The 18,285-nt window shown below is 73.0% G+C and carries 15 protein-coding genes and 1 tRNA gene; 2 read left to right on the top strand and 14 right to left on the bottom strand.

Features of this window, described 5'->3' with window-relative positions; all coding sequences use genetic code 11:
• Positions 1-43: 43 nt before the first annotated feature.
• Positions 44-117 (bottom strand) — tRNA-Pro (locus tag ACERUN_RS06945).
• Positions 118-249: 132 nt separating this feature from the next.
• The gene (locus ACERUN_RS06940; RefSeq protein WP_370289115.1) at positions 250-3,561 is read right to left on the bottom strand and encodes an error-prone DNA polymerase; all 3,312 of its coding nucleotides are present in this window, start codon (positions 3,559-3,561) and stop codon (positions 250-252) included.
• A gap of 95 nt (positions 3,562-3,656) precedes the next feature.
• Here ACERUN_RS06940 and ACERUN_RS06935 point away from each other — a divergent pair, with 95 nt between their 5' ends.
• On the top strand, positions 3,657-4,145 hold the full coding sequence (locus ACERUN_RS06935; RefSeq protein WP_370289114.1) for a nuclear transport factor 2 family protein: 489 nt from the start codon (positions 3,657-3,659) through the stop codon (positions 4,143-4,145).
• A 92-nt stretch (positions 4,146-4,237) separates the two neighbouring features.
• Complete coding sequence (gene serA, locus ACERUN_RS06930) at positions 4,238-5,431, top strand: phosphoglycerate dehydrogenase (RefSeq protein ID WP_370289113.1); 1,194 nt, start codon at positions 4,238-4,240, stop codon at positions 5,429-5,431.
• Positions 5,432-5,501: 70 nt separating this feature from the next.
• Here the strand turns inward: serA and ACERUN_RS06925 are convergent, their stop codons facing one another.
• The 12 genes from ACERUN_RS06925 to ACERUN_RS06870 all read right to left on the bottom strand — a co-directional run bounded on the left by ACERUN_RS06925 (position 5,502) and on the right by ACERUN_RS06870 (position 18,285).
• Positions 5,502-7,157 carry a DNA polymerase Y family protein gene (locus tag ACERUN_RS06925; RefSeq protein WP_370289112.1) on the bottom strand — a complete coding sequence of 552 codons (1,656 nt, stop codon included), beginning with the start codon at positions 7,155-7,157 and terminating at the stop codon, positions 5,502-5,504.
• Between the two features lie 29 nt (positions 7,158-7,186).
• A complete protein-coding gene (locus ACERUN_RS06920; protein ID WP_370289110.1) occupies positions 7,187-7,825 on the bottom strand; it encodes a hypothetical protein in 639 nt (212 codons plus the stop codon).
• Positions 7,826-7,898: 73 nt separating this feature from the next.
• A complete protein-coding gene (gene der / locus ACERUN_RS06915) occupies positions 7,899-9,224 on the bottom strand; it encodes a ribosome biogenesis GTPase Der (protein ID WP_370289109.1) in 1,326 nt (441 codons plus the stop codon).
• Positions 9,217-9,972 carry a lysophospholipid acyltransferase family protein gene (locus ACERUN_RS06910; RefSeq protein WP_370289108.1) on the bottom strand — a complete coding sequence of 252 codons (756 nt, stop codon included), beginning with the start codon at positions 9,970-9,972 and terminating at the stop codon, positions 9,217-9,219. Before ACERUN_RS06910 ends, der begins: the two co-directional genes overlap by 8 nt.
• Positions 9,969-10,691: a (d)CMP kinase gene (gene cmk, locus ACERUN_RS06905; RefSeq protein ID WP_370289107.1), complete on the bottom strand. Its 723-nt coding sequence runs from the start codon at positions 10,689-10,691 to the stop codon at positions 9,969-9,971. The genes ACERUN_RS06910 and cmk overlap by 4 nt, the downstream gene beginning before the upstream one ends.
• A 10-nt stretch (positions 10,692-10,701) precedes the next feature.
• Positions 10,702-11,817, bottom strand: coding sequence for a prephenate dehydrogenase (locus ACERUN_RS06900; protein WP_370289106.1), 1,116 nt, complete (start codon positions 11,815-11,817; stop codon positions 10,702-10,704).
• Positions 11,818-11,835: 18 nt separating this feature from the next.
• Positions 11,836-12,588 (bottom strand): pseudouridine synthase, encoded by a 753-nt coding sequence (locus ACERUN_RS06895; RefSeq protein WP_370289105.1) that lies wholly within the window; start codon positions 12,586-12,588, stop codon positions 11,836-11,838.
• Positions 12,585-13,274 carry an SMC-Scp complex subunit ScpB gene (gene scpB / locus ACERUN_RS06890; RefSeq protein WP_370289103.1) on the bottom strand — a complete coding sequence of 230 codons (690 nt, stop codon included), beginning with the start codon at positions 13,272-13,274 and terminating at the stop codon, positions 12,585-12,587. The genes ACERUN_RS06895 and scpB overlap by 4 nt, the downstream gene beginning before the upstream one ends.
• Positions 13,264-14,181 carry a ScpA family protein gene (locus ACERUN_RS06885; protein WP_370289101.1) on the bottom strand — a complete coding sequence of 306 codons (918 nt, stop codon included), beginning with the start codon at positions 14,179-14,181 and terminating at the stop codon, positions 13,264-13,266. Before ACERUN_RS06885 ends, scpB begins: the two co-directional genes overlap by 11 nt.
• Entirely contained in the window at positions 14,178-14,531 is a 354-nt protein-coding gene (locus ACERUN_RS06880) for a hypothetical protein (protein WP_370289100.1), read from the bottom strand. Before ACERUN_RS06880 ends, ACERUN_RS06885 begins: the two co-directional genes overlap by 4 nt.
• Complete coding sequence (locus ACERUN_RS06875; protein ID WP_370289118.1) at positions 14,516-15,424, bottom strand: ParA family protein; 909 nt, start codon at positions 15,422-15,424, stop codon at positions 14,516-14,518. Before ACERUN_RS06875 ends, ACERUN_RS06880 begins: the two co-directional genes overlap by 16 nt.
• Positions 15,425-15,663: 239 nt before the next feature.
• Positions 15,664-18,285 carry a DEAD/DEAH box helicase gene (locus ACERUN_RS06870; RefSeq protein WP_370289099.1) on the bottom strand — a complete coding sequence of 874 codons (2,622 nt, stop codon included), beginning with the start codon at positions 18,283-18,285 and terminating at the stop codon, positions 15,664-15,666.

Below are 18,285 nucleotides of genomic sequence, written 5' to 3'. Positions count from 1 at the left end.
AACCGCCCTCGACCCGTGCGGGTCGAGGGCGGTTCTCGTTCGGTCGGGCTGACAGGATTTGAACCTGCGACCCCTTGACCCCCAGTCAAGTGCGCTACCAAGCTGCGCCACAGCCCGAACACCCCTGCGGCGTTCACCGCGCGGGGCGGACGGAACCTTACCGCAGGCGGCTCGCCGCCCCGAATCGGCCTCCACCACGGCGATCGCGTCGACCTGGTCGAGGTGTGCGGCGAGGTGTGCGGCGAGGCGTCAGCGGAAGTCGCGCGAGCTCTGTCGCGCCTGCAGCGCCTCGCCAGCGCCCGGAAGCACGCTGTCGAGCGGCTCGATGCGGTCGGCGACCAGGTTCGTGACGCCGTCCTGGCGCTCCACCCGACCCCGGACGACGACCGCGACCCGGTTGCGCGCGGCGTGACGGTGCGCCTTCATCACGCCGGGTGAACAGACGACGTTGAGCATCCCGGTCTCGTCCTCGAGGTTCAAGAAGGTGATGCCGCTGGCGGTGCCGGGCCGCTGGCGGTGGGTGATGAGGCCGGCGACGTGGATGCGGCGACCGTGCTCGAGCCCGGACAGCTCCCCCACCGCGCGCACGCCGGCGCCGACGAGGACGTCGCGGAAGTGCGCCACCGGGTGGGTGTCGGTCGAGATCCGGGTTGCCCAGAGGTCGGCCATCGTGGTCTCCCAGGCGTCCATGCCCGGCAGCGCGGGAGGTGCCGGCGCCGGCGTGCTGCCCGGGATCTGGGAGGCGTTCTCCGCGTAGCCCGCGATCCACAGCGCCTGGCGCCGATCGACGCCGAAGCAGTCGAAGGCACCTGCGGTGGCGAGCGCCTCGAGCTGGGCGGTGTTCAGGCCCGCCCGACGGGAGAGGTCGGGGATGTCGACGAACGGCGCCTCGGCACGCACCGCGACGATCCGCTCGGCGACCTCGACCCCGATGCCCTTGACCTCGTCGAGACCGAGGCGCACGGCCCAGCCGTCGTCCCAGCGGTGCCGGTCGACGCTGCCCGACGCCGGTTCGCACGGCTCGAGATCGGCGCGGGCCGAGGAGCGCGCGAGGTCGGGACGCAGCACGGTGACCCCGTGGCGGCGGGCGTCGGCCACGAGGGACTGCGGCGAGTAGAAGCCCATGGGCTGGTTGCGCAGCAGTCCGGCGAGGAAGGCGGCCGGGTAGCGCAGCTTGAACCACGACGAGGCGTAGACCAGCAGCGCGAAGCTCAGCGCATGCGACTCGGCGAAGCCGAAGCCCGAGAACGACAGGATCTTCACGTAGATGGCGTCGGCGTGGTCGCCGACGATGCCCTTGCGGGCCATCCCGGCGTAGAGGCGTTCTTTGATGCTCTCGATGCGCTCGATGCCGCGCTTGGAGCCCATCGCGCGACGCAGGAGGTCGGCGTCGTCCTGGCTGCAGTCGCCGAGCACCACCGCCATCGCCATCAGCTGTTCCTGGAACAGCGGCACACCCAGGGTGCGCTCGAGCACCGGCCGCAGGTCGGGGTGGTCGTAGCTCACCGCCTCCTTGCCGGTGGCGCGGCGGATGTAGGGGTGCACCGCGCCGCCCTGGATCGGGCCGGGGCGGATGAGCGCGATCTCGATGGCGAGGTCGTAGAAGCACCGGGGCTTGAGGCGCGGCAGGGTGCCGATCTGCGCGCGCGACTCCACCTGGAAGACGCCGATCGAGTCGGCGCGGCAGAGCATGTCGTAGACGGCAGGGTCCTCGCGCGGAACGGTCTCCAGCGCCCAGGTGCGACCGATGTGCTGCTCGACCAGGCGCATCATGTGGTCGAGGGCACCGAGCATGCCGAGTCCGAGCAGGTCGAACTTGACCAGCCCCATCGACTCGCAGCCGTCCTTGTCCCACTGCAGCACGGTGCGGCCCGGCATCCGCGCCTTCTCGATGGGGCACACCTCGCCGATCGGGCGCTCGGTGAGCACCATGCCGCCGGAGTGGATGCCGAGGTGCCGCGGGGCGCCCATCAGCTCCTCGGCGAGCTCGACGACCTGCTCGGGGATGCCCAGCCCCTGCTCGACGTGCTTGCCCCACCCGTCGATGGACTTCGACCACGCGTCCTGCTGGCCCTGCGAGAAACCCAGCGCCTTCGCGGCGTCGCGCACGGCCGACCGTGGCCGATAGCTGATCACGTTGCACACCTGGGCCGCATTGCGCCGCCCGTAGGTGTCGTAGACCCACTGGATGACCTCCTCACGCCGATCGGAGTCGAAGTCGACGTCGATGTCGGGCTCCTCCTCGCGGTGCTCGGAGATGAAGCGCTCGAAGGGCAGGTTGAAGTAGACGGCGTCGACGGCGGTGATCCCGAGGGCGTAGCAGACCGCCGAGGACGCCGCCGAGCCCCTGCCCTGGCACAGGATCCCCTTGCTGCGCGCGAAGTCGACGATGTCGTGGACGATGACGAAGTAGCCCGCGAAGTCCTTGCGCTCGATGACGTCGAGCTCGCGTGCGACGCGAGCCCGCGCCGCCTCCTCCTGGGCGGTGCCGGCGTAGCGGCGGGCGAAACCGCGCTCGGTGAGCTCGCGCAACCACGAGGCCGGCGTGTGGCCGGCCGGGATGTTCTGCTTGGGCAGCCGGGGTGAGGCCTTGCGCAGGTCGAAGGCAAGCTCGGCGGCGACCTCCACGGTGCGGTGCACGGCATCGGGACGACGCGCGAAGCGCTGCAGCATCTCGGCGCCGCTGCGCAGGTGGGCACCGCCAGAGAGGTCGAGCCAGCCGTCGAGCTCGGCGATGCTGCGCCGCGCGCGCACGGCCGCCATGGCCGCCGCGAGACGACGCCGTTCGGGGGTGGCGTGGTGGACGTTGCCGGTGGCGACCACGGGCAGCCCGCGCTCGTCGGCGATCTGCGCCAGCAGGTCGTTGGCCTCCTCCAGGCCCGGCAGGTCGCCGGCGATGAGCTCGACGAGCACGTGCTCGCGGCCGAAGCGTGCGACGAGGTCGTCGAGCTCGGCTGCGGCAGCTCGCGGCCCGTCGGCGAGCAGGGCGCGCCGCACCGCACCCTTGCGACACCCGGTGAGCACGGTCCAGTGGCCGCGTCCGCGCTCGGCGAGCTCGTCGAGGTCGTGGGCCGGGCTGCCTTTCTCGGGAGCACGCAGACCGGCCTCGGTGATGGCACCGGCGAGGCGGTGGTAGCCCTCGACGCCGTGCGCGAGCACGAGCAGGTGCGTGCCCTCGGGGTCGGGGACGCCGTTCTGGGCGCGGGTGACGCCCAGGCTCAGCTCGGCACCGTGCACGGTGGGGAGCGCGAGGTCGCGCGCCGCCTCGGCGAACAGCGGAGCGCCGGCGAAGCCGTCGTGGTCGGTGAGCGCGAGGGCGCTGAGCCCGAGCCGCACGGCCTCGGCGACGAGTTCGCCCGGCGCGCTCGCGCCGTCGAGGAAGCTGTAGTGGCTGTGGCAGTGCAGCTCGGCGAAGGGCATGGCGTCGTCGGGGCGGTGGATGCCCTCGGCGACGAACCGCTCCCGCTTGCGCCGCGACACCGGCGCCTCGGGATGCGGGGCCCGCCCGGAGAGGCGGCGCTCGAGCTCGCTCCACGGGACGGGCGGGTTGTTCCAGCCCATCGCCCCATGGTGATCGAACACATGTTCGACGTCAACCGAGCGAGGTCGGGCTGTGGAACCGCCCCAAAATCTAGAACGTGTTCTATCGTCACTCCATGGACCTCGTCGCCATCGAGCAGATCAAGCGCCTCAAGTACCGCTACTTCCGCAGCCTCGACCTCAAGCAGTGGGACGACTTCGGCGACTGCCTCGCCACCGACGTCGACGCCCGCTACGGCACCAAGGCCATGGGGGCACCGTTGGACTTCACCGCGCGCGAGGAGGTGGTCGAGTACATGCGCGCCAACCTGGGCGAGCAGGTCGTGACGATCCACGTCGCCAACCACCCCGAGATCGACGTCGCCGACGACGGCCTGACGGCGTCGGGGTCCTGGGCCTTCGAGGACACCGTGATCGTGCCGGCATTCGGCGTGCAGATCCGCGGCGGCGGCTACTACCGCGACACCTACCGCTGCGATCCCGACGGGGCGTGGCGGATCGCCTCGACCGCCTACGACCGCATCTACGAGGCCATGACCTCCCTGGCCGACACGCCCAGCTTCAAGCTCATCGCCAACCGCTGGGACCCCGAGCTGCAGCACTGAGCGCCCGGCCCACCCAGCCCACCCGGACGCTCGTCGTCCCAGCCGACGGCGCCGACGCACGTCCTCCGGAGTCGCTCCCCTAAGTTTGACCCGTGAAGGCGCTGCTGCTCGAGAACATCCACCCGGCCGCCGTCGCGTACCTCGAGGGTCGCGGCTACGACGTCGAGCTCCGAGCGGGCTCGCTCTCGGAGCAGGAGCTCATCGACTCCCTCCCCGGCGTCTCCCTGCTCGGCATCCGCTCCAACACCACCGTGACCCCCCGCGTGTTCGACGAGGCCCCCGACCTGCTCGCCGTGGGCTGCTTCTGCATCGGCACCAACCAGGTCGCCCTCGCCGCGGCGTCCGAGCGCGGCATCGGCGTCTTCAACGCCCCCTACTCCAACACCCGCAGCGTGGTCGAGCTCGTGATCGGCGAGATCATCGCGCTCGCCCGCCGCCTGCCGGAGAAGATCCAGCGGATGCACGACGGCGTGTGGGACAAGTCGGCCAAGGGCAGCCACGAGGTGCGCGGCCGCACGCTCGGCATCATCGGCTACGGCAACATCGGCACCCAGCTCTCCACGGTGGCCGAGGCCCTCGGCATGCGCGTGGTGTTCTACGACATCGCCGATCGTCCGGCCCACGGCAACGCCCGCCGCATGCGCACCATGGCCGAGCTGCTCGAGGTGGCCGACGTCGTCAGCCTCCACATCGACGGCCGTCCCGGCAACGCCGGCTTCTTCGGCCCGGCCGAGTTCGCGGCCATGAAGCCGCGCTCGCTGTTCATCAACGCCTCGCGCGGCATGGTCGTCGACTACGAGCCCCTGCGCGAGCACCTGCTCTCGGGCCACATCGCCGGCGCCGCGATCGACGTCTTCCCCTCCGAGCCCAAGGCGCAGGGCGACGCGTTCGAGTCGGCGCTGCGCGGCATCGAGAACGTCATCCTCACCCCGCACATCGGCGGTTCGACCCAGGAGGCGCAGGAGGAGATCGGCTGGTTCGTGGCCGAGAAGCTCGCCCGCTTCGCGCAGGAGGGCAGCACCGCGCTGTCGGTCAACCTGCCCGACGTCCAGCCCGGCGCGGTCGTGCCGGGCACCCGCCTGGGCTTCCTGCACCGCAACCTGCCCGGCGTGCTCGCCGAGCTCAACGCGGCCTTCGCCTCCGCCGGCGACAACGTGATCGGCCAGCTGCTCTCCACCCGCGACGACCTCGGCTACGTCGTCACCGATGCCGCGGAGGCGCTGACCACCGAGGCCGTCGAGACCCTGCGGGCCTCCGAGCACTGCGTGTGGGTGCGCACGTTCTGAGCGCCTGAGCGCCCCGTCGAGCGAGGACGACGCCCGGGTGGGCCCGGGCCTCAGTGAGCCTCGGCAGGACTCAGTCGTAGGCGGCCTCGACCTCCCAGCCCGCACCCTCGATCCAGCGCAGGAGCCAGGCACGGCCGTCGACCCCGACCAGCTGGAAGCGCGCCGAGCGGGCACCGGCACCGGGACCGAGCCACCACGACTCGTCGACCGGCCACGGCCCGGCCCACGCGGCCACGGGCCACCAGCGCTCGCGGCCGCCGATGCGCACCAGGAAGCGCCACGGCTCGCCGGTGACCTGACCGCGCGAGGTGACGGCGATCGACGTCTCCGCCTCGTCGACGACGTCGGCCTCCAGAGGCGAGGCGAAGACGCGGGTGGGCGCGGGGCCGGGGATGCGGCCGGGCCAGGGGCGATCGAGCGGACGCAGGCCGGCGGGACGCTCGCCCCAGGGCACGAGGGCCTGACGGTCGGCGGCGCCGCGCCCGCCCTGGAGCACCGGTACGCGCACGGCGTCGTAGCCGATCATCGCCTGCACCCGCGCCACCCCGCGCACGACCTGCTCCTCAGCACCTCCGCCCCACAGCCCTTCGGCGTGGTCGCCGGCGGGCTCCACGACGTCGGGGACGAACCGGACCCGCATGACCGGTGCCGTGACGGGCGCGGCGTCGCGATCGGCGCCGGCACCGCGGCGTCGGACCTGGCGCGAGGCGAGCCCGGACTGCAGCTGCCAGTGCACCCGGTCGACGAGGTCGCGGGAGGTGAAGCAGCGCGGGTGCAGCCAGGTGCGGGCGCTGAGCCCGGCGCCCTCCGACGGACCCTCGGAGGCCTCGTAGGTCTCGAACTCCGCCTCGATGCGCACCGACGTGGCCACCAGCTGCCGCGAGGCCAGAGCGGCGATGAAGCGCTCCGCGGTGGTGCGCACGCTGAAGGTGACCGCCTCGGCGCTCTCGAGCGGCGGCTCGAAGGAGATCTCGCACGCCAGCTCGGGCGGCGGCGTGCGCGAGGCGAGGACGACGGACCGCTCACCGCGCACGCGACGCCACACGTCGCGGCCGTAGGAGCCGAAGCGGTTGCTCACCTCGTCGCCGGAGAGGCGCGCGAGGTCGCCGAGCAGGGCCAGGCCGAGGCGGCGCAGCAGGTCGGCGAGCTCGACCCCCTGCGGCCCGTCGTCGCCGAGGACGTCGACCGGCAACCCGCGCAGGAACTCCGGCGACCCGCCGGCCGGCACCGCCACGCACTCCTGCGGTGATGCGCGACGCGCCGCGCGCTCGGCGGTGTAGAGGTCGTCGGCGGCGCCGAAGCGGCAGTCCCACACGCCGGCGCCCACCAGGTGCTCGGCGAGCACCGCGGCGGCGGCCTCCTCGCCGCCCACGCCGCGGCGGGCGAAGAAGCGACCGGGGGCGGGCAGGGCGAGCAGCCCGGGGCGCAGGGGCGCCACGCCTGGGCGCACCTCCTCGACCGTGGCCAGCACCGGCTCGAACCAGCGCGCATCGCGATCGGGGTTCGCCGCGAGCAGCACCAGCTCGGGACAGCGGGCCTGGGCGTCGCGACGCCGGTGCCCGCGACGCACTCCCTCACGGCGCGCCGACTCGTTGCAGACCACCACGCGGTTGGCCGAGAGCACAGCCGCCGGCGCGCCCGGGGTGACTGGGTCGTCGATGTCGGCGCGTTCGAGCACCGCCGCGGTGACCGACCAGTCGGGGCACCAGACCACCATCGTCCTCATCGAGGCAGCTCCGCCGCGTCGCCCACGCCTCAGCCCGCCAGCCGCAGGCGAGCACGTCCGGCGGCGCGCCCACCCCGGTGGACGACGACCTCGGCGCGCCGTTCCCGCAAGCGACCGCGCCCCTGCTCGACGCCCTCCCAGACGACCTGCGCGGTGCTCACCCGCGCCTCGCAGCGCGGCCACTCCCCCTGCACCACGAGCACGGCCGAGCGGGCCCGCAGGCGTGCCTCGAGCACCGAGGCCGAGCGGGCGTCGACCGGGCCGGACGGGCGCAGGACCAGCACGCTGAGCACGTCGACGAGCGCGGCGGCGACCTCGAGCCAGTGCTCGCCCGGGGCGGGGACGAGCACGGTGCGGGCGAGGTCGATGCCGATCTGCTGGGCCGCCTCGGCCCCGAAGTCGTCCCACCCCGCGAAGCCGACCCAGGACCCGGCGCGCGAGGCGCCGGCGGCCAGGCTCATCGCGAGGCTGGCCGAGTCGACGCCGTAGACGCCGCCGGTGCGCAGGGTGAGCACCTCGTCGAGGTCGCCGAGCCGGTCGGAGGTGGGCACGGTGAGTCGCGTCGGCCCGCCCTGCAGGGCGTGGATGCGCCCGCGCAGCTGCTCCACGACCGCGCGGGGGTCGTCGGGCAGCCCCTCGGGCGGCGTCTCGAGCGGGTGCGCGGTCACCCGTCCATGATCGAACACTTGTTCGAACAGCGCAAGTCCCGTCCTCGCGAGGAGCGGCCCGCGGACGCAGGGATCAGGTGCGGTTCTTGCGCTTCTCCCGCGCCTGCACCTTGATCTCGATCGGGGTGCCCACGAAACCGAACTCCTCGCGCAGACGACGCTCGATGTAGCGCTCGTAGCCCTGGTCCAGACGCCCGGTGGTGAAGAGCTTGAACACCGGGTGGGCGCTCTGCACCTGGCTGCCGAAGAGCACGCGCGGCTGCTTGCCGCCGCGCACCGGGTGCGGGTGCTCGGCCACGAGTCGGCCGAGGAAGGCGTTGAGCGCTCCGGTGGTCACCCGGGTCTCCCAGCCCTCGATGGCCCGGTCGAGCGCGGGCACGAGGCGGTCGATGTGCCAGCCGGTGCGCGCGGTGATGTTGATCCGCGGCGCCCACTGCACCTGCACGAGGTCGCGCTCGATCTCGCGGTCGAGGTAGTAGCGGCGCTCGGAGTCGACGAGGTCCCACTTGTTGAAGGCGATCACGAGCGCCTTGCCGGCCTCGCGCACCTCCTGCAGGATCCGCATGTCCTGCTCGGCGATCGACTCGTTGCCGGCCAGCACGAGCACGCACACCTCGGCGCGCTCGATGGCGGTCGAGGTGCGCAGCCACGCGTAGTACTCGTGGCCCGAGGCCTCCTTGACCCGCTTGCGGATGCCCGCGGTGTCGATGAAGCGCCAGGTGCGCCCGCCGAGGTCGACGAGCTCGTCGACCGGGTCGACGGTCGTGCCCGCCACGGTGTCGACGACCACGCGCTCCTCGCCGGCGAGCTTGTTGAGCAGCGACGACTTGCCCACGTTGGGGCGGCCGACGATCGCGATCCGGCGCGGACCGCCCACCTCGGGCTCGGCGTGCTCCGGCGCCTCGGGCAGCGCCGCGAGGACGGCGTCCAGCAGGTCGCCCGAGCCGCGCCCGTGCAGTGCCGAGACCACGTGCGGCTCGCCGAGGCCGAGGTTCCACAGACCCTGCGCCTCGAGCTCGGCGCGCTGGTCGTCGACCTTGTTGGCGGCCAGCACCACCGGCTTGCCGGAGCGGCGCAGCACGCGCACGACGGCCTCGTCGGCGTCGGTGATGCCGATCATCGCGTCGACCACGAACAGCACCGCGTCGGCGAGGCCGACGGCGATCTCCGCCTGCGCCTTGATCCGCTCCGCGAGTCCGCGGGCGTCCGGGTCCCATCCGCCGGTGTCGACCACGGTGAAGGCGCGTCCACTCCACTCGGCCTCGTAGGAGACCCGGTCGCGCGTCACTCCGGGGATGTCCTCCACCACGGCCTCCCGGCGACCGATGATGCGGTTCACCAGGGTCGACTTGCCGACGTTCGGGCGGCCGACGACCGCCAGCACGGGCATGTCACTCATCACGTTCTCCTACCGGGAGCGGACCGGGCAGGCTCCGCCCCGTCTCGTCGAGGGCGTCGGCGAGCCCGGCGCGCAGACGCGCGTGCAGGTCGGCCGACATCAGGCGTACATGATCCCGCGTCCGGGGCCAGGGCACAGCATCCACGGCGATCGGGTGGCCGACGACGATGTCGATGCGGGCCCCGCGCGGGGGCAGCCGCCCGCCCGGGGCCCCGCTCTCGCGGGTGCCGAGGAAGGTCAGCGGGGCCACCGTCGCGCCGCTGACGAGGGCGAGGTAGGCGGCCCCGTGCCGGAAGGTCGTGAAGTCGCCCGGCCCGCGGGTGCCCTCGGGGAAGACGCCGACCGCTCCGCCCTCGGCCAGCACCCGCAGCGCCGTGCGCACGGCCCGCGGATCGACCGCGTCGCGCTCGAGCGGGATCTGACCGGAGCGCACGAGGAAGGAGCCGAGCCGGCCCTCGAACATCTCGAGCTTGGTCAGCGCGTGCACGGGGCGCGGCGCGAAGATCGCCATGAGCGGCCCGTCGAGGAAGCCGATGTGGTTGCCCACCACCACGACCGGCCCGGACGACGGGAAGCGCTCCGCGTGGTGCACCCGTACGTCGTAGCGTCGGCGGATGAGCCGCTGCGCGGTGGGGCGTCCGCGCCGCAGCCAGGTGCGAGCCGGATGCTCCGCACCTGCCGCCCAGGAGCGCCAGTCCGTCCCGCTCGGACCCGCGTGGTGCGAGGGCTCCGCGGAGCCGTCGCTCACGCCGGTGCGGTCACCAGACCCGCCACGAGGTCGACGACCTCCTCCAGGCTCAGGTCGGTGGAGTCGATGTGGGTGGCCCCCTCGGGCACGGTGAGGGGATCGACCGCGCGGCTGGAGTCGATGCGATCGCGAGCGAGCAGCGAGGCGCGGGTGGCCTCCACGTCCGCCGTCCCGCTCTCCAGCGCCCGTCGCGCGGCGCGCGCGGCCGGATCGGCGGTGAGGTAGACCTTCACGCGAGCCTCGGGCCACACGGCCGAGCCGATGTCGCGGCCCTCCACCACGATGCCGCCGGCGCCGATGATCTCGCGCTGCAGGGCCACCAGGCGCGCCCGCACCGCGGGCACCGTCGCCACGGGCGACACGGCCCCGTTGACGGCCTCGCCGCGGATCTCGACCGACACGTCGCGTCCGTCGACGGTGATCGTCGGCGCGGCGGGGTCGGTGCCCGAGAGGAGGTCGGGCTCGCCGGATCGGGCCGCAACGGCGTCGGCGTCGTGGACGTCGACCCCCTGCTCGAGCATCCACCAGGTCATCGCGCGGTACTGCGCCCCCGTGTCCAGGTAGCGCAGACCCAGGCGCTGGGCCACCGCCCGGCAGGTGCTCGACTTGCCCGAACCGGAGGTGCCGTCGACGGCCACGACCACGTCGTCCACGGTGCTCGAGGGGGCGAGCGGACTCGCGTCGGGAGCGGTCGGGGCAGGGGTGTTCTGGTCCGGCACGGCCCGCAGACTACCGGTGGACCGTCCAGCCCCTCGACTCCAGCGCTCCGCGCAGCTCCTCGGCGCGCGAGGCCACCACGTCGAGCTCGACGAGACCCACCGGTCGCCCCGGGTCGTGGTCGATGCGGACATCCTCGATGTTCACGCCGCTCTCGCCGGCATCGGCGAAGAGCCGGGCGAGCTCGCCCGGATGGTCCGGCACCGCGACGCGCACGGGAGTCATCGGCTGGGGGGCGCCGCCGTGCTTGCCCGGGATGGCGTGGGTGCCGGCGCGGCCGTAGGCGAGCAGCGCCTCGAGTCCGCCCTGGTCGCCGGCGATCACGGCCTCGAGCACGAGGTCGAGGCGCTCGCGCACCTCCGACAGCAACGAGGCCACCGCCGAGGCGTTGCCGCTGATGATCTGGCTGTAGAGGCGCGGGTCTCCCCCGGCCACGCGCGTCACGTCGCGCACGCCGGTGCCCGACAGCGCCAGGTGGCTCGCCGAGGCGCCGGCCAGGGTCCCGGCCACGAGGGAGGCCATCAGGTGCGGCACGTGGGAGGTGCGGGCGACGGCCCGGTCGTGCTCGTCGGGCGAGAGCAGCACGGGCTGGGCACCGCACAGCCGCACCAGCGCCTCCACGACACGGGCGCCGACGGGCGCCGCGTCCGGGCCGGGCGTGATCGCCCACGGGCGGCCCTCGAACAGGGCCGGGCTGGCGGTCAGCGGACCGGAGTGCTCGGTGCCCGCCATCGGGTGGCTGCCGATGTAGCGGGATCGTCCGCGGTGCTGGGCCACGGCCTCGAGGGGCGCGCGCTTGACGCTGCCGACGTCGGTGACCGTCGTGGCCTCGCCGGTGGCGTCGAGCACCGAGGCGATCACACCGCCCAGCGCCGCCGGCGGCACCGCCACCACCACCAGCTGCGGCACGTCGTCCGGACGACGGGCGCGCCCGGCCCCCAGGCCGCTCGCCGTGCGCACGTGGTCGCTCGAGGCGTCGGTGAGGATCACCTCGAGCCCGGCCCGGCGACAGGCCAGGGCGATCGAGGTGCCGATGAGCCCGGTGCCCACGACCTCGACCGGCCCGATGAGACCGACCGTCGCGGCGGGCTCGCGATCGTCCGGGGTGCTGGGGAGCTGCTCGGCCACAGCGAGGAGGCTACGGCCTCAGAGCCCGACGAGCTCGAGCAGGTCGCCGAGCTCGGCGTCGGTGAGCTCACGCAGCGTGCCGGCCCCGAGGGTGCCGAGCTCGACCGGGCCGAAGCGGGTGCGGCTCAGGCGCCGCACCGGGTGGCCGACCTGGTCGAGGAGGCGACGCACGATCCGGTTGCGTCCCTCGTGGATGACCAGCTCGATGATCGAGCGCTCACCGGTGCTGTCGATCACCCGGGCTCGCCGCACGGTGACCGGCCCGTCGTCCAGGGTGACGCCGGCGAGCAGCGCGGCGACGGTGGCCTTCGTGAGCTTGCCCGTCACCTCGGCCACGTAGGTCTTCTCGACCTCGAAGGAGGGATGCGCCATGCGGTGGGCGAAGTCGCCGTCGTTGGTGAGCAGCAGCAGGCCCGAGGTGTCGGTGTCGAGACGGCCCACGTGGAACAGTCGCTCGGGCCGCTCGGCGACGAGGTCGGCGAGGGTGCGACGGCCCTCGGGGTCCGACATGGTCGACACCACCCCCCGCGGCTTGTTCAGCACCAGGTAGACGTGGTCGGAGATCGGCGGGAGGCGACGCCCGGACACCTTGACCACCGCGGTGCGGGGGTCGACCTTCGTGCCGAGCCGGGTGACGACCTCGCCGTCGACCTCGACCTCGCCGTCGAGCATCAGCTCCTCGCAGCGCCGACGCGAGGCCACACCCGACTGGGCAAGCAGCTTCTGCAGGCGCACCAGGCCGTCGTCGTCCACGGCGATCTGGCGGCTCATGCGGTCTCCTGGTCGATCGGTTCACGGGTGGGGTCGGGGCCGTCGGGACCGTCGGGACCGTCGGGGCCGGCCGGCGCCGCGGTGCGGCCCGCCTCGGCGACGGCGAGCTCCTCCTCGACCTCGGCGAGGTCGGGCAGGTGGGGGGCGAGGGCGGGGAGCTCGTCGAGCGAGAGGATCCCGATGCGCTCGAGGAAGTAGGAGGTCGTGCGGTAGAGCGTGGCGCCGTGCTCGCCGTCGCGACCGGCCTCCTCGAGGAGTCCGCGGCTGAGCAGCGTGCGCATGACACCGTCGACGTTGACGCCGCGCACCGCGGAGACCCGGGCCCGGGTCACCGGTTGCTGGTAGGCCACCACCGCCAAGGTCTCGAGCGCGGCCTGGGTGAGCCGCGCCTGCTGTCCCTCGAGCACGAACGCCTCGACGACCGGAGCGAACTCCTCGCGCGTGTAGTAGCGCCAGCCGCCGGCCACCCGGCGCAGCTCGAAACCGCGCCGCTGCTCGTCGTACTCGGCGGCGAGCGCGCCCAGCGCCTCGACGACCTCGACCTCGGGGTGCCCCACCGCTGCGGCGAGGCTGACGGCGTCCAACGGCTCGTCGGCCACCATCAGCACCGCCTCGAGCGCCGGGCGGAGGTAGGCCGCCGGTGCCGCGATCTCCTCGCTCGACGCGCCCTCCTGCTCAGTCGTCACTCTCGCCCTCCCCCGGTGTGTGCTGCACGGCTGTCGTGGCCTCCGGCGCAGCGCCGTCGAACTCGTCGGTGATGACGTCGTCCACGTCGACATCCTCGTCACCGGTCCAGCGCACGGTGAGCTCGCCCAGCGGCGTCACCTGGTCGAAGGCGACCACGCCCTCGCGGAAGAGCTCCAGCAGGGACAGGAAGCGCGCGACCGTGGTGAGGGTGTCGGGCGAGTCGCCGCACAGCGACCGGAAGGTCATCGTGCCACTGCGGCGCAGTCGCTCCACCACCAGCGCCGCCTGCTCGCGCACGCTCACCGTGGGCGCGTGGATGTGGTGCAGGGTGAGCTGGAGCTCGGGCCGCGGCGTCATCGCCGTGGCGGCCAGCGCGGCGAAGGCGTCGAGGCCGATGCCGATGAGCACCTCGGGCAGGAGACCGGCGAAGCGATCCTCGAGCCCGACGGCGCGAGGGAAGCGACGCCCCTCCGCCTGCAGGCGCTGCTCGAAGATCCTGGCCACCTGCTTGTAGGCACGGTACTGCAGGAGCCGGGCGAAGAGCAGGTCGCGCGCCTCCAGCAGGGCGAGGTCCTCCTCGTCCTCCACGTCACCCGAGGGCAGCAGCCGGGCGGCCTTGAGGTCGAGCAGGGTCGAGGCCACGAGCAGGAACGAGGTGGTCTGCTCGAGGTCGGCGTCCGGCAACCGCTTGATGTGGGCGATGAACTCGTCGGTGACCTTCGAGAGCGCGATCTCGGTGATGTCGAGCTTGTGCTTCGAGATCAGGCTGAGCAGCAGGTCGAAGGGACCCTCGAAGTTGGCCAGGTGGACGGCGAAGCCGCCGCTCGGCTCCGCTGCCGCATCGCCCGCTGGCGCATCGCCCGCCGCCGCATCGCCCGCCTCGGCGCCGGGCGCCTCGACGCTCACTCCCGCAGGCGTCGGACGAGCGCGGAGTCCTCCCCCTGCTCGCCGAGGTCGGCGAGCACGAGGTGCAGCGCCTCGCGCACGAGACGTCCGCGGTCGACGGCGAGGCCGTGCTCACCGCGCAGCCGCAGTCGCGCCTGCTCGAGCTCCATGAGCTCGGCGGAGGTGACGTAGACCGTGATCTTCTCGTCGTGGCGCACCCGCCCGCTGGGGCCCTTGACAGGAGGCGCGTCGGCCTCGTTGCCGCTCGGGCGCGACGGCTCCTCCGGCGCGTCGGGAACGGCGCGGACAGGTGAGTCGGAGGTCGGCCGGAACAGGTCGTCGGCCGCGGGCAGGCTCACACGTCGAGGCACCGCAGCGCCACCTCCTTCGCCAGCTGGCGGTAGGCCTCGGCACCGCTGGAGCCCGAGGCGTAGGAGGTGATCGGCTCGCCGGCGACGGTGGAGTCGGAGAACTTCACCGTGCGGCGGATGACGGTGTGGAACACCTGATCGCCCCAGGCCTGCACCAGCCGCTCGAGCACCTCGCGACCATGCAGGGTGCGGCCGTCGAACATCGTGCCGAGCACGCCGTCGACCTCGAGGCCGGGGTTGAGGCGCTGCTTGACCTTGTCGATCGTGGCCTTGAGCAGGGCCACGCCGCGCAGCGCGAAGTACTCGCACTCGAGCGGCACGATCACCCCGTGCGAGGCGGTGAGGGCGTTGACGGTGAGCAGGCCGAGCGAGGGCTGGCAGTCGATCAGGATGACGTCGTACTGGGCGAGCGCCGGGGCGAGCACACGCTGGAGCGTCTGCTCGCGGGCGACCTCGTGCACCAGCTGCACCTCCGCGGCGGAGAGGTCGATGTTCGAGGGCAGCAGGTCCATGCCGGGCACGCCCGAGGGCACGACCACCTCGTCGAGGGTCGTCTCGGGGTCCATCAGCAGGTTGTAGACGGTGGCGTCCATCTCGTGCGGGTTGAGGCCCAGACCCACCGACAGCGACCCCTGCGGGTCGAAGTCGACCAGCAGCACCTTGCGACCGAACTCGGCCAGCGCCGCACCGAGGTTGATCGTGGTGGTCGTCTTGCCGACGCCACCCTTCTGGTTGCACATCGCGATCACGCGCGCGTTGCCGTGCTCGGTGACCGGACGCGGATCGGGCAGCACCGGCATCGGGCGGCCGGTCGGACCGATCTCGCCGGCCGGCGCAGCGGCCGCGCGATCGGTGCGGGTCTCGGGTGCGGGCAGCGGGAACTGCAGCGTCATGGCGTCCTCCGTGGCGGGTGCGCCCAGCGGCACCTCGGCCTGCGCCTCGCGCGGTACCCGCGGCGGCATGTCGGGTGCGCTGGATCCTCCGTAGTAGCCGACCATCGCCCTCACCTTGTCGTGTCGTGGTTGCGGGCTCCTTCCCCAGAGCCCGGGACCTCCCCATCGAACAATGTCGACACGGCGACATTGGGGAGGCGCGCCGCGACCGGTCGCCTTTCCGACGTCGCAGGCGCGGTTCAGCCCGTGAGGCAGGCCATCCGCACCGTGTGGACGACGGCCTCGCCCACCGCGTCGCTGGCGGCGAGGTCGACCTCGGCCTCGATCACCCAGTCGTGGTCGCCCTCGGGATCGGCGAGGGTCTGGACGACGCGCCAGCGCCCGGCGCCGGCCTCACCACCGGTGCGGTCGATCGTCAGCATGGCGGGGCCGCGGGCGTCGGCGTCGGTGAGCACACGCGGGTGCTCGGCGTAGTACTCCTCGATCGCGGCGTCCCACTGCTCGCGGGTCCACCGCTCGCGCTCCTCGCCCGCACGACCCTCTTCGCCCGCTCGCACCCCGTCGGACTCGCCGAGCGCTGCTGCGGCGTCGTCCAGCGCGGCGAGGGCGTCGACGTCGTCGCGCGCCACCAGGTCGACGCGGCGCCACAGGGCGTTGCGCACCATCACGTCGAAGACCCGGCCCTGCTGCGAGAGGGGGCGCGGGGGTCGGGGCGGCGCGTCGGCGTCGCGCGCGCTCGGCACGTGGTCGGGGTCGTTGAGGGCCTCCCACTCGTCGAGCAGGGAGGAGTCGACCTGCCGCACCGTCTCACCGAGCCACTCGACCAGCAGGTCGAGCTCCTCGGTGCGGTGCTCGGCCGGCACGCTCTGGCGCAGGGCCCGGTAGGCATCGGTGAGGTAGCGCAGCACGAGCCCCTCCGACCGGGCGACCTGGTAGCGCGAGACCAGCTCGGTGAAGCCCATCCCCTGCTCCCACATCTCCCGCACCACCGACTTGGGCGCGAGCGCATCGGGGTCGAGCCAGGGGTGGCGTTCGCGGTAGATCTCGAAGAGCGGTTCGAGCAGCTCGGCGAGCGGCTCGGGCCAGCCGATGTCCTCGATGATCGCCATGCGCTCGTCGTACTCGACGCCGTCGGCCTTGAGCTCGGCGATCGCCTCGCCGCGCGCGGCGTGCCGCTGGGCCATCAGCAGCGGGCGCGGCGCCTCCAAGGTGGCCTCGACCACCGAGACGACGTCGAGGGTGAAGGTGGGGGCGTCGGGGTCCAGCACGTCGAGGGCGGCGAGCGCGAAGTGCGACAGCGGCTGGTTGAGCGCGAAGTCCTGCGGCAGCTCCTCGGTGAGCACGTAGCGTCGTCCGAACTCGTCGACCTCGTCGAGGCGGGTGACGACCTGCGAGGCGACCAGGCTGCGCGTGAGTCGTACCGCCCGCTTGGCCAGCTTCAACTGGGTGCGCCGCTCCTCGTGGTTGTCCATCATGAGGCGGCGCATCACCTCGAAGGCGTCCTCCTCGCGCGAGAGCACGTTGACGAGCATCGAGTTGTCGACCTTCATCTGCGAGCGCAGCTGCTCGGGCCGACCGGCCACGAGCTTGTCGAAGGTCTGCTCGCTCCACACCACCGTGCCGGGCGGCGGCTTGCGCAGCTGCGCCTTCGAGGCCTTCTTCGCCCGCTGCTGCTCACTCATCGCGGCGTTCTTGGCCGCGGCCTTGGCCTTGGCCCGCTCGTTGTCGATCACGTGCTCCGGCGCCTGGACGACGACGTGGCCGGCGGTGTCGAAGCCCGCCCGCCCCGCGCGGCCGGCGATCTGCAGGAACTCCCGCGTGCGCAGGACCCGCTGGCGCGAGCCGTCGAACTTCACCAGACCGGTGAACAGCACCGTGCGGATCGGCACGTTGATGCCCACCCCGAGGGTGTCGGTGCCGCAGATCACCGTGAGCAGCCCCGACTGGGCCAACTGCTCCACCAGGCGCCGGTAGCGCGGCAGCATGCCGGCGTGGTGCACGCCGATGCCCTGGCGCAACAGCGCGCTGAGCGTGCGTCCGAACCCGGCCGCGAAGCGCACCCCGGCCAGGCGTTCGGCGATCTGCTGCTTGCGCTCGGGGGTCATCGGCACCTGCAGGCGGCTCGACCCCGCCACGAGCGAGGTGGCGTGCTCCACGGCGGCAGCCTGGGTGAAGTGGACGACGTACACCGGTCCCTGACCGGTGGCCACGAGCTCCTGCAGCGTCTCGCCGAGCGGTTCGAGCGACCAGGTGAAGTCCAGCGGAACGGGGCGCTCGGCGTCGTCCACGAGGGCGGTGGGGCGCCCCGTGCGGCGCGTCAGGTCGGCGCGCAGGTCGCTGACGTCGCCGAGCGTGGCCGACATGAGCAGGAACTGCGCCTGCGGCAGCTCGATGAGCGGCACCTGCCAGGCCCACCCGCGACCGGGCTCACCGTAGAAGTGGAACTCGTCCATCACCACCATGCCGACGTCGGCGGCCGCACCCTCGCGCAGCGCGATGTTCGCGAGCACCTCGGCGGTGCAGCAGATCACCGGGGCGTCGGCATTCACGGCCACGTCGCCGGTCAGCATCCCGACGTCGGCGGCGCCGAGCACGCCCACGAGGTCGAAGAACTTCTCGCTCACCAGCGCCTTGATCGGCGCGGTGTAGAAGGTCACCCGGTCACTGGCGAGGGCGGCCATCGCCGCGGCGACGGCGACCATCGACTTGCCCGAACCGGTGGGCGTGGCCAGCACGACGTTCTCGCCCGCGAGCAGCGCGACGATCGCGTCCTCCTGGTGCGGGTAGAGCTCCAGCCCGCGCGACTCCGCGTGCGCGACGATGCGGTCGTAGGCCGCGTCGGCGCCTGCTGTCTCGGTCAT

The organism is Nocardioides sp. (assembly GCF_964229035.1).
GTDB lineage: Bacteria > Actinomycetota > Actinomycetes > Propionibacteriales > Nocardioidaceae > Nocardioides.
This window is presented reverse-complemented; position numbering and strand designations above follow the sequence as displayed.

Excerpts from the sequence above, each read along its gene's own strand:
- ACERUN_RS06940 (WP_370289115.1), bottom strand. The coding sequence starts at position 3,561 with ATGGGCTGGAACAACCCGCCCGTCCCGTGGAGCGAGCTCGAGCGCCGC.
- ACERUN_RS06895 (WP_370289105.1), bottom strand. The coding sequence starts at position 12,588 with ATGAGCCGCCAGATCGCCGTGGACGACGACGGCCTGGTGCGCCTGCAG.
- ACERUN_RS06925 (WP_370289112.1), bottom strand. The coding sequence starts at position 7,157 with ATGAGGACGATGGTGGTCTGGTGCCCCGACTGGTCGGTCACCGCGGCG.
- ACERUN_RS06935 (WP_370289114.1), top strand. The coding sequence starts at position 3,657 with ATGGACCTCGTCGCCATCGAGCAGATCAAGCGCCTCAAGTACCGCTAC.
- der (WP_370289109.1), bottom strand. The coding sequence starts at position 9,224 with ATGAGTGACATGCCCGTGCTGGCGGTCGTCGGCCGCCCGAACGTCGGC.
- ACERUN_RS06870 (WP_370289099.1), bottom strand. The coding sequence starts at position 18,285 with ATGACCGAGACAGCAGGCGCCGACGCGGCCTACGACCGCATCGTCGCG.
- ACERUN_RS06875 (WP_370289118.1), bottom strand. The coding sequence starts at position 15,424 with ATGACGCTGCAGTTCCCGCTGCCCGCACCCGAGACCCGCACCGATCGC.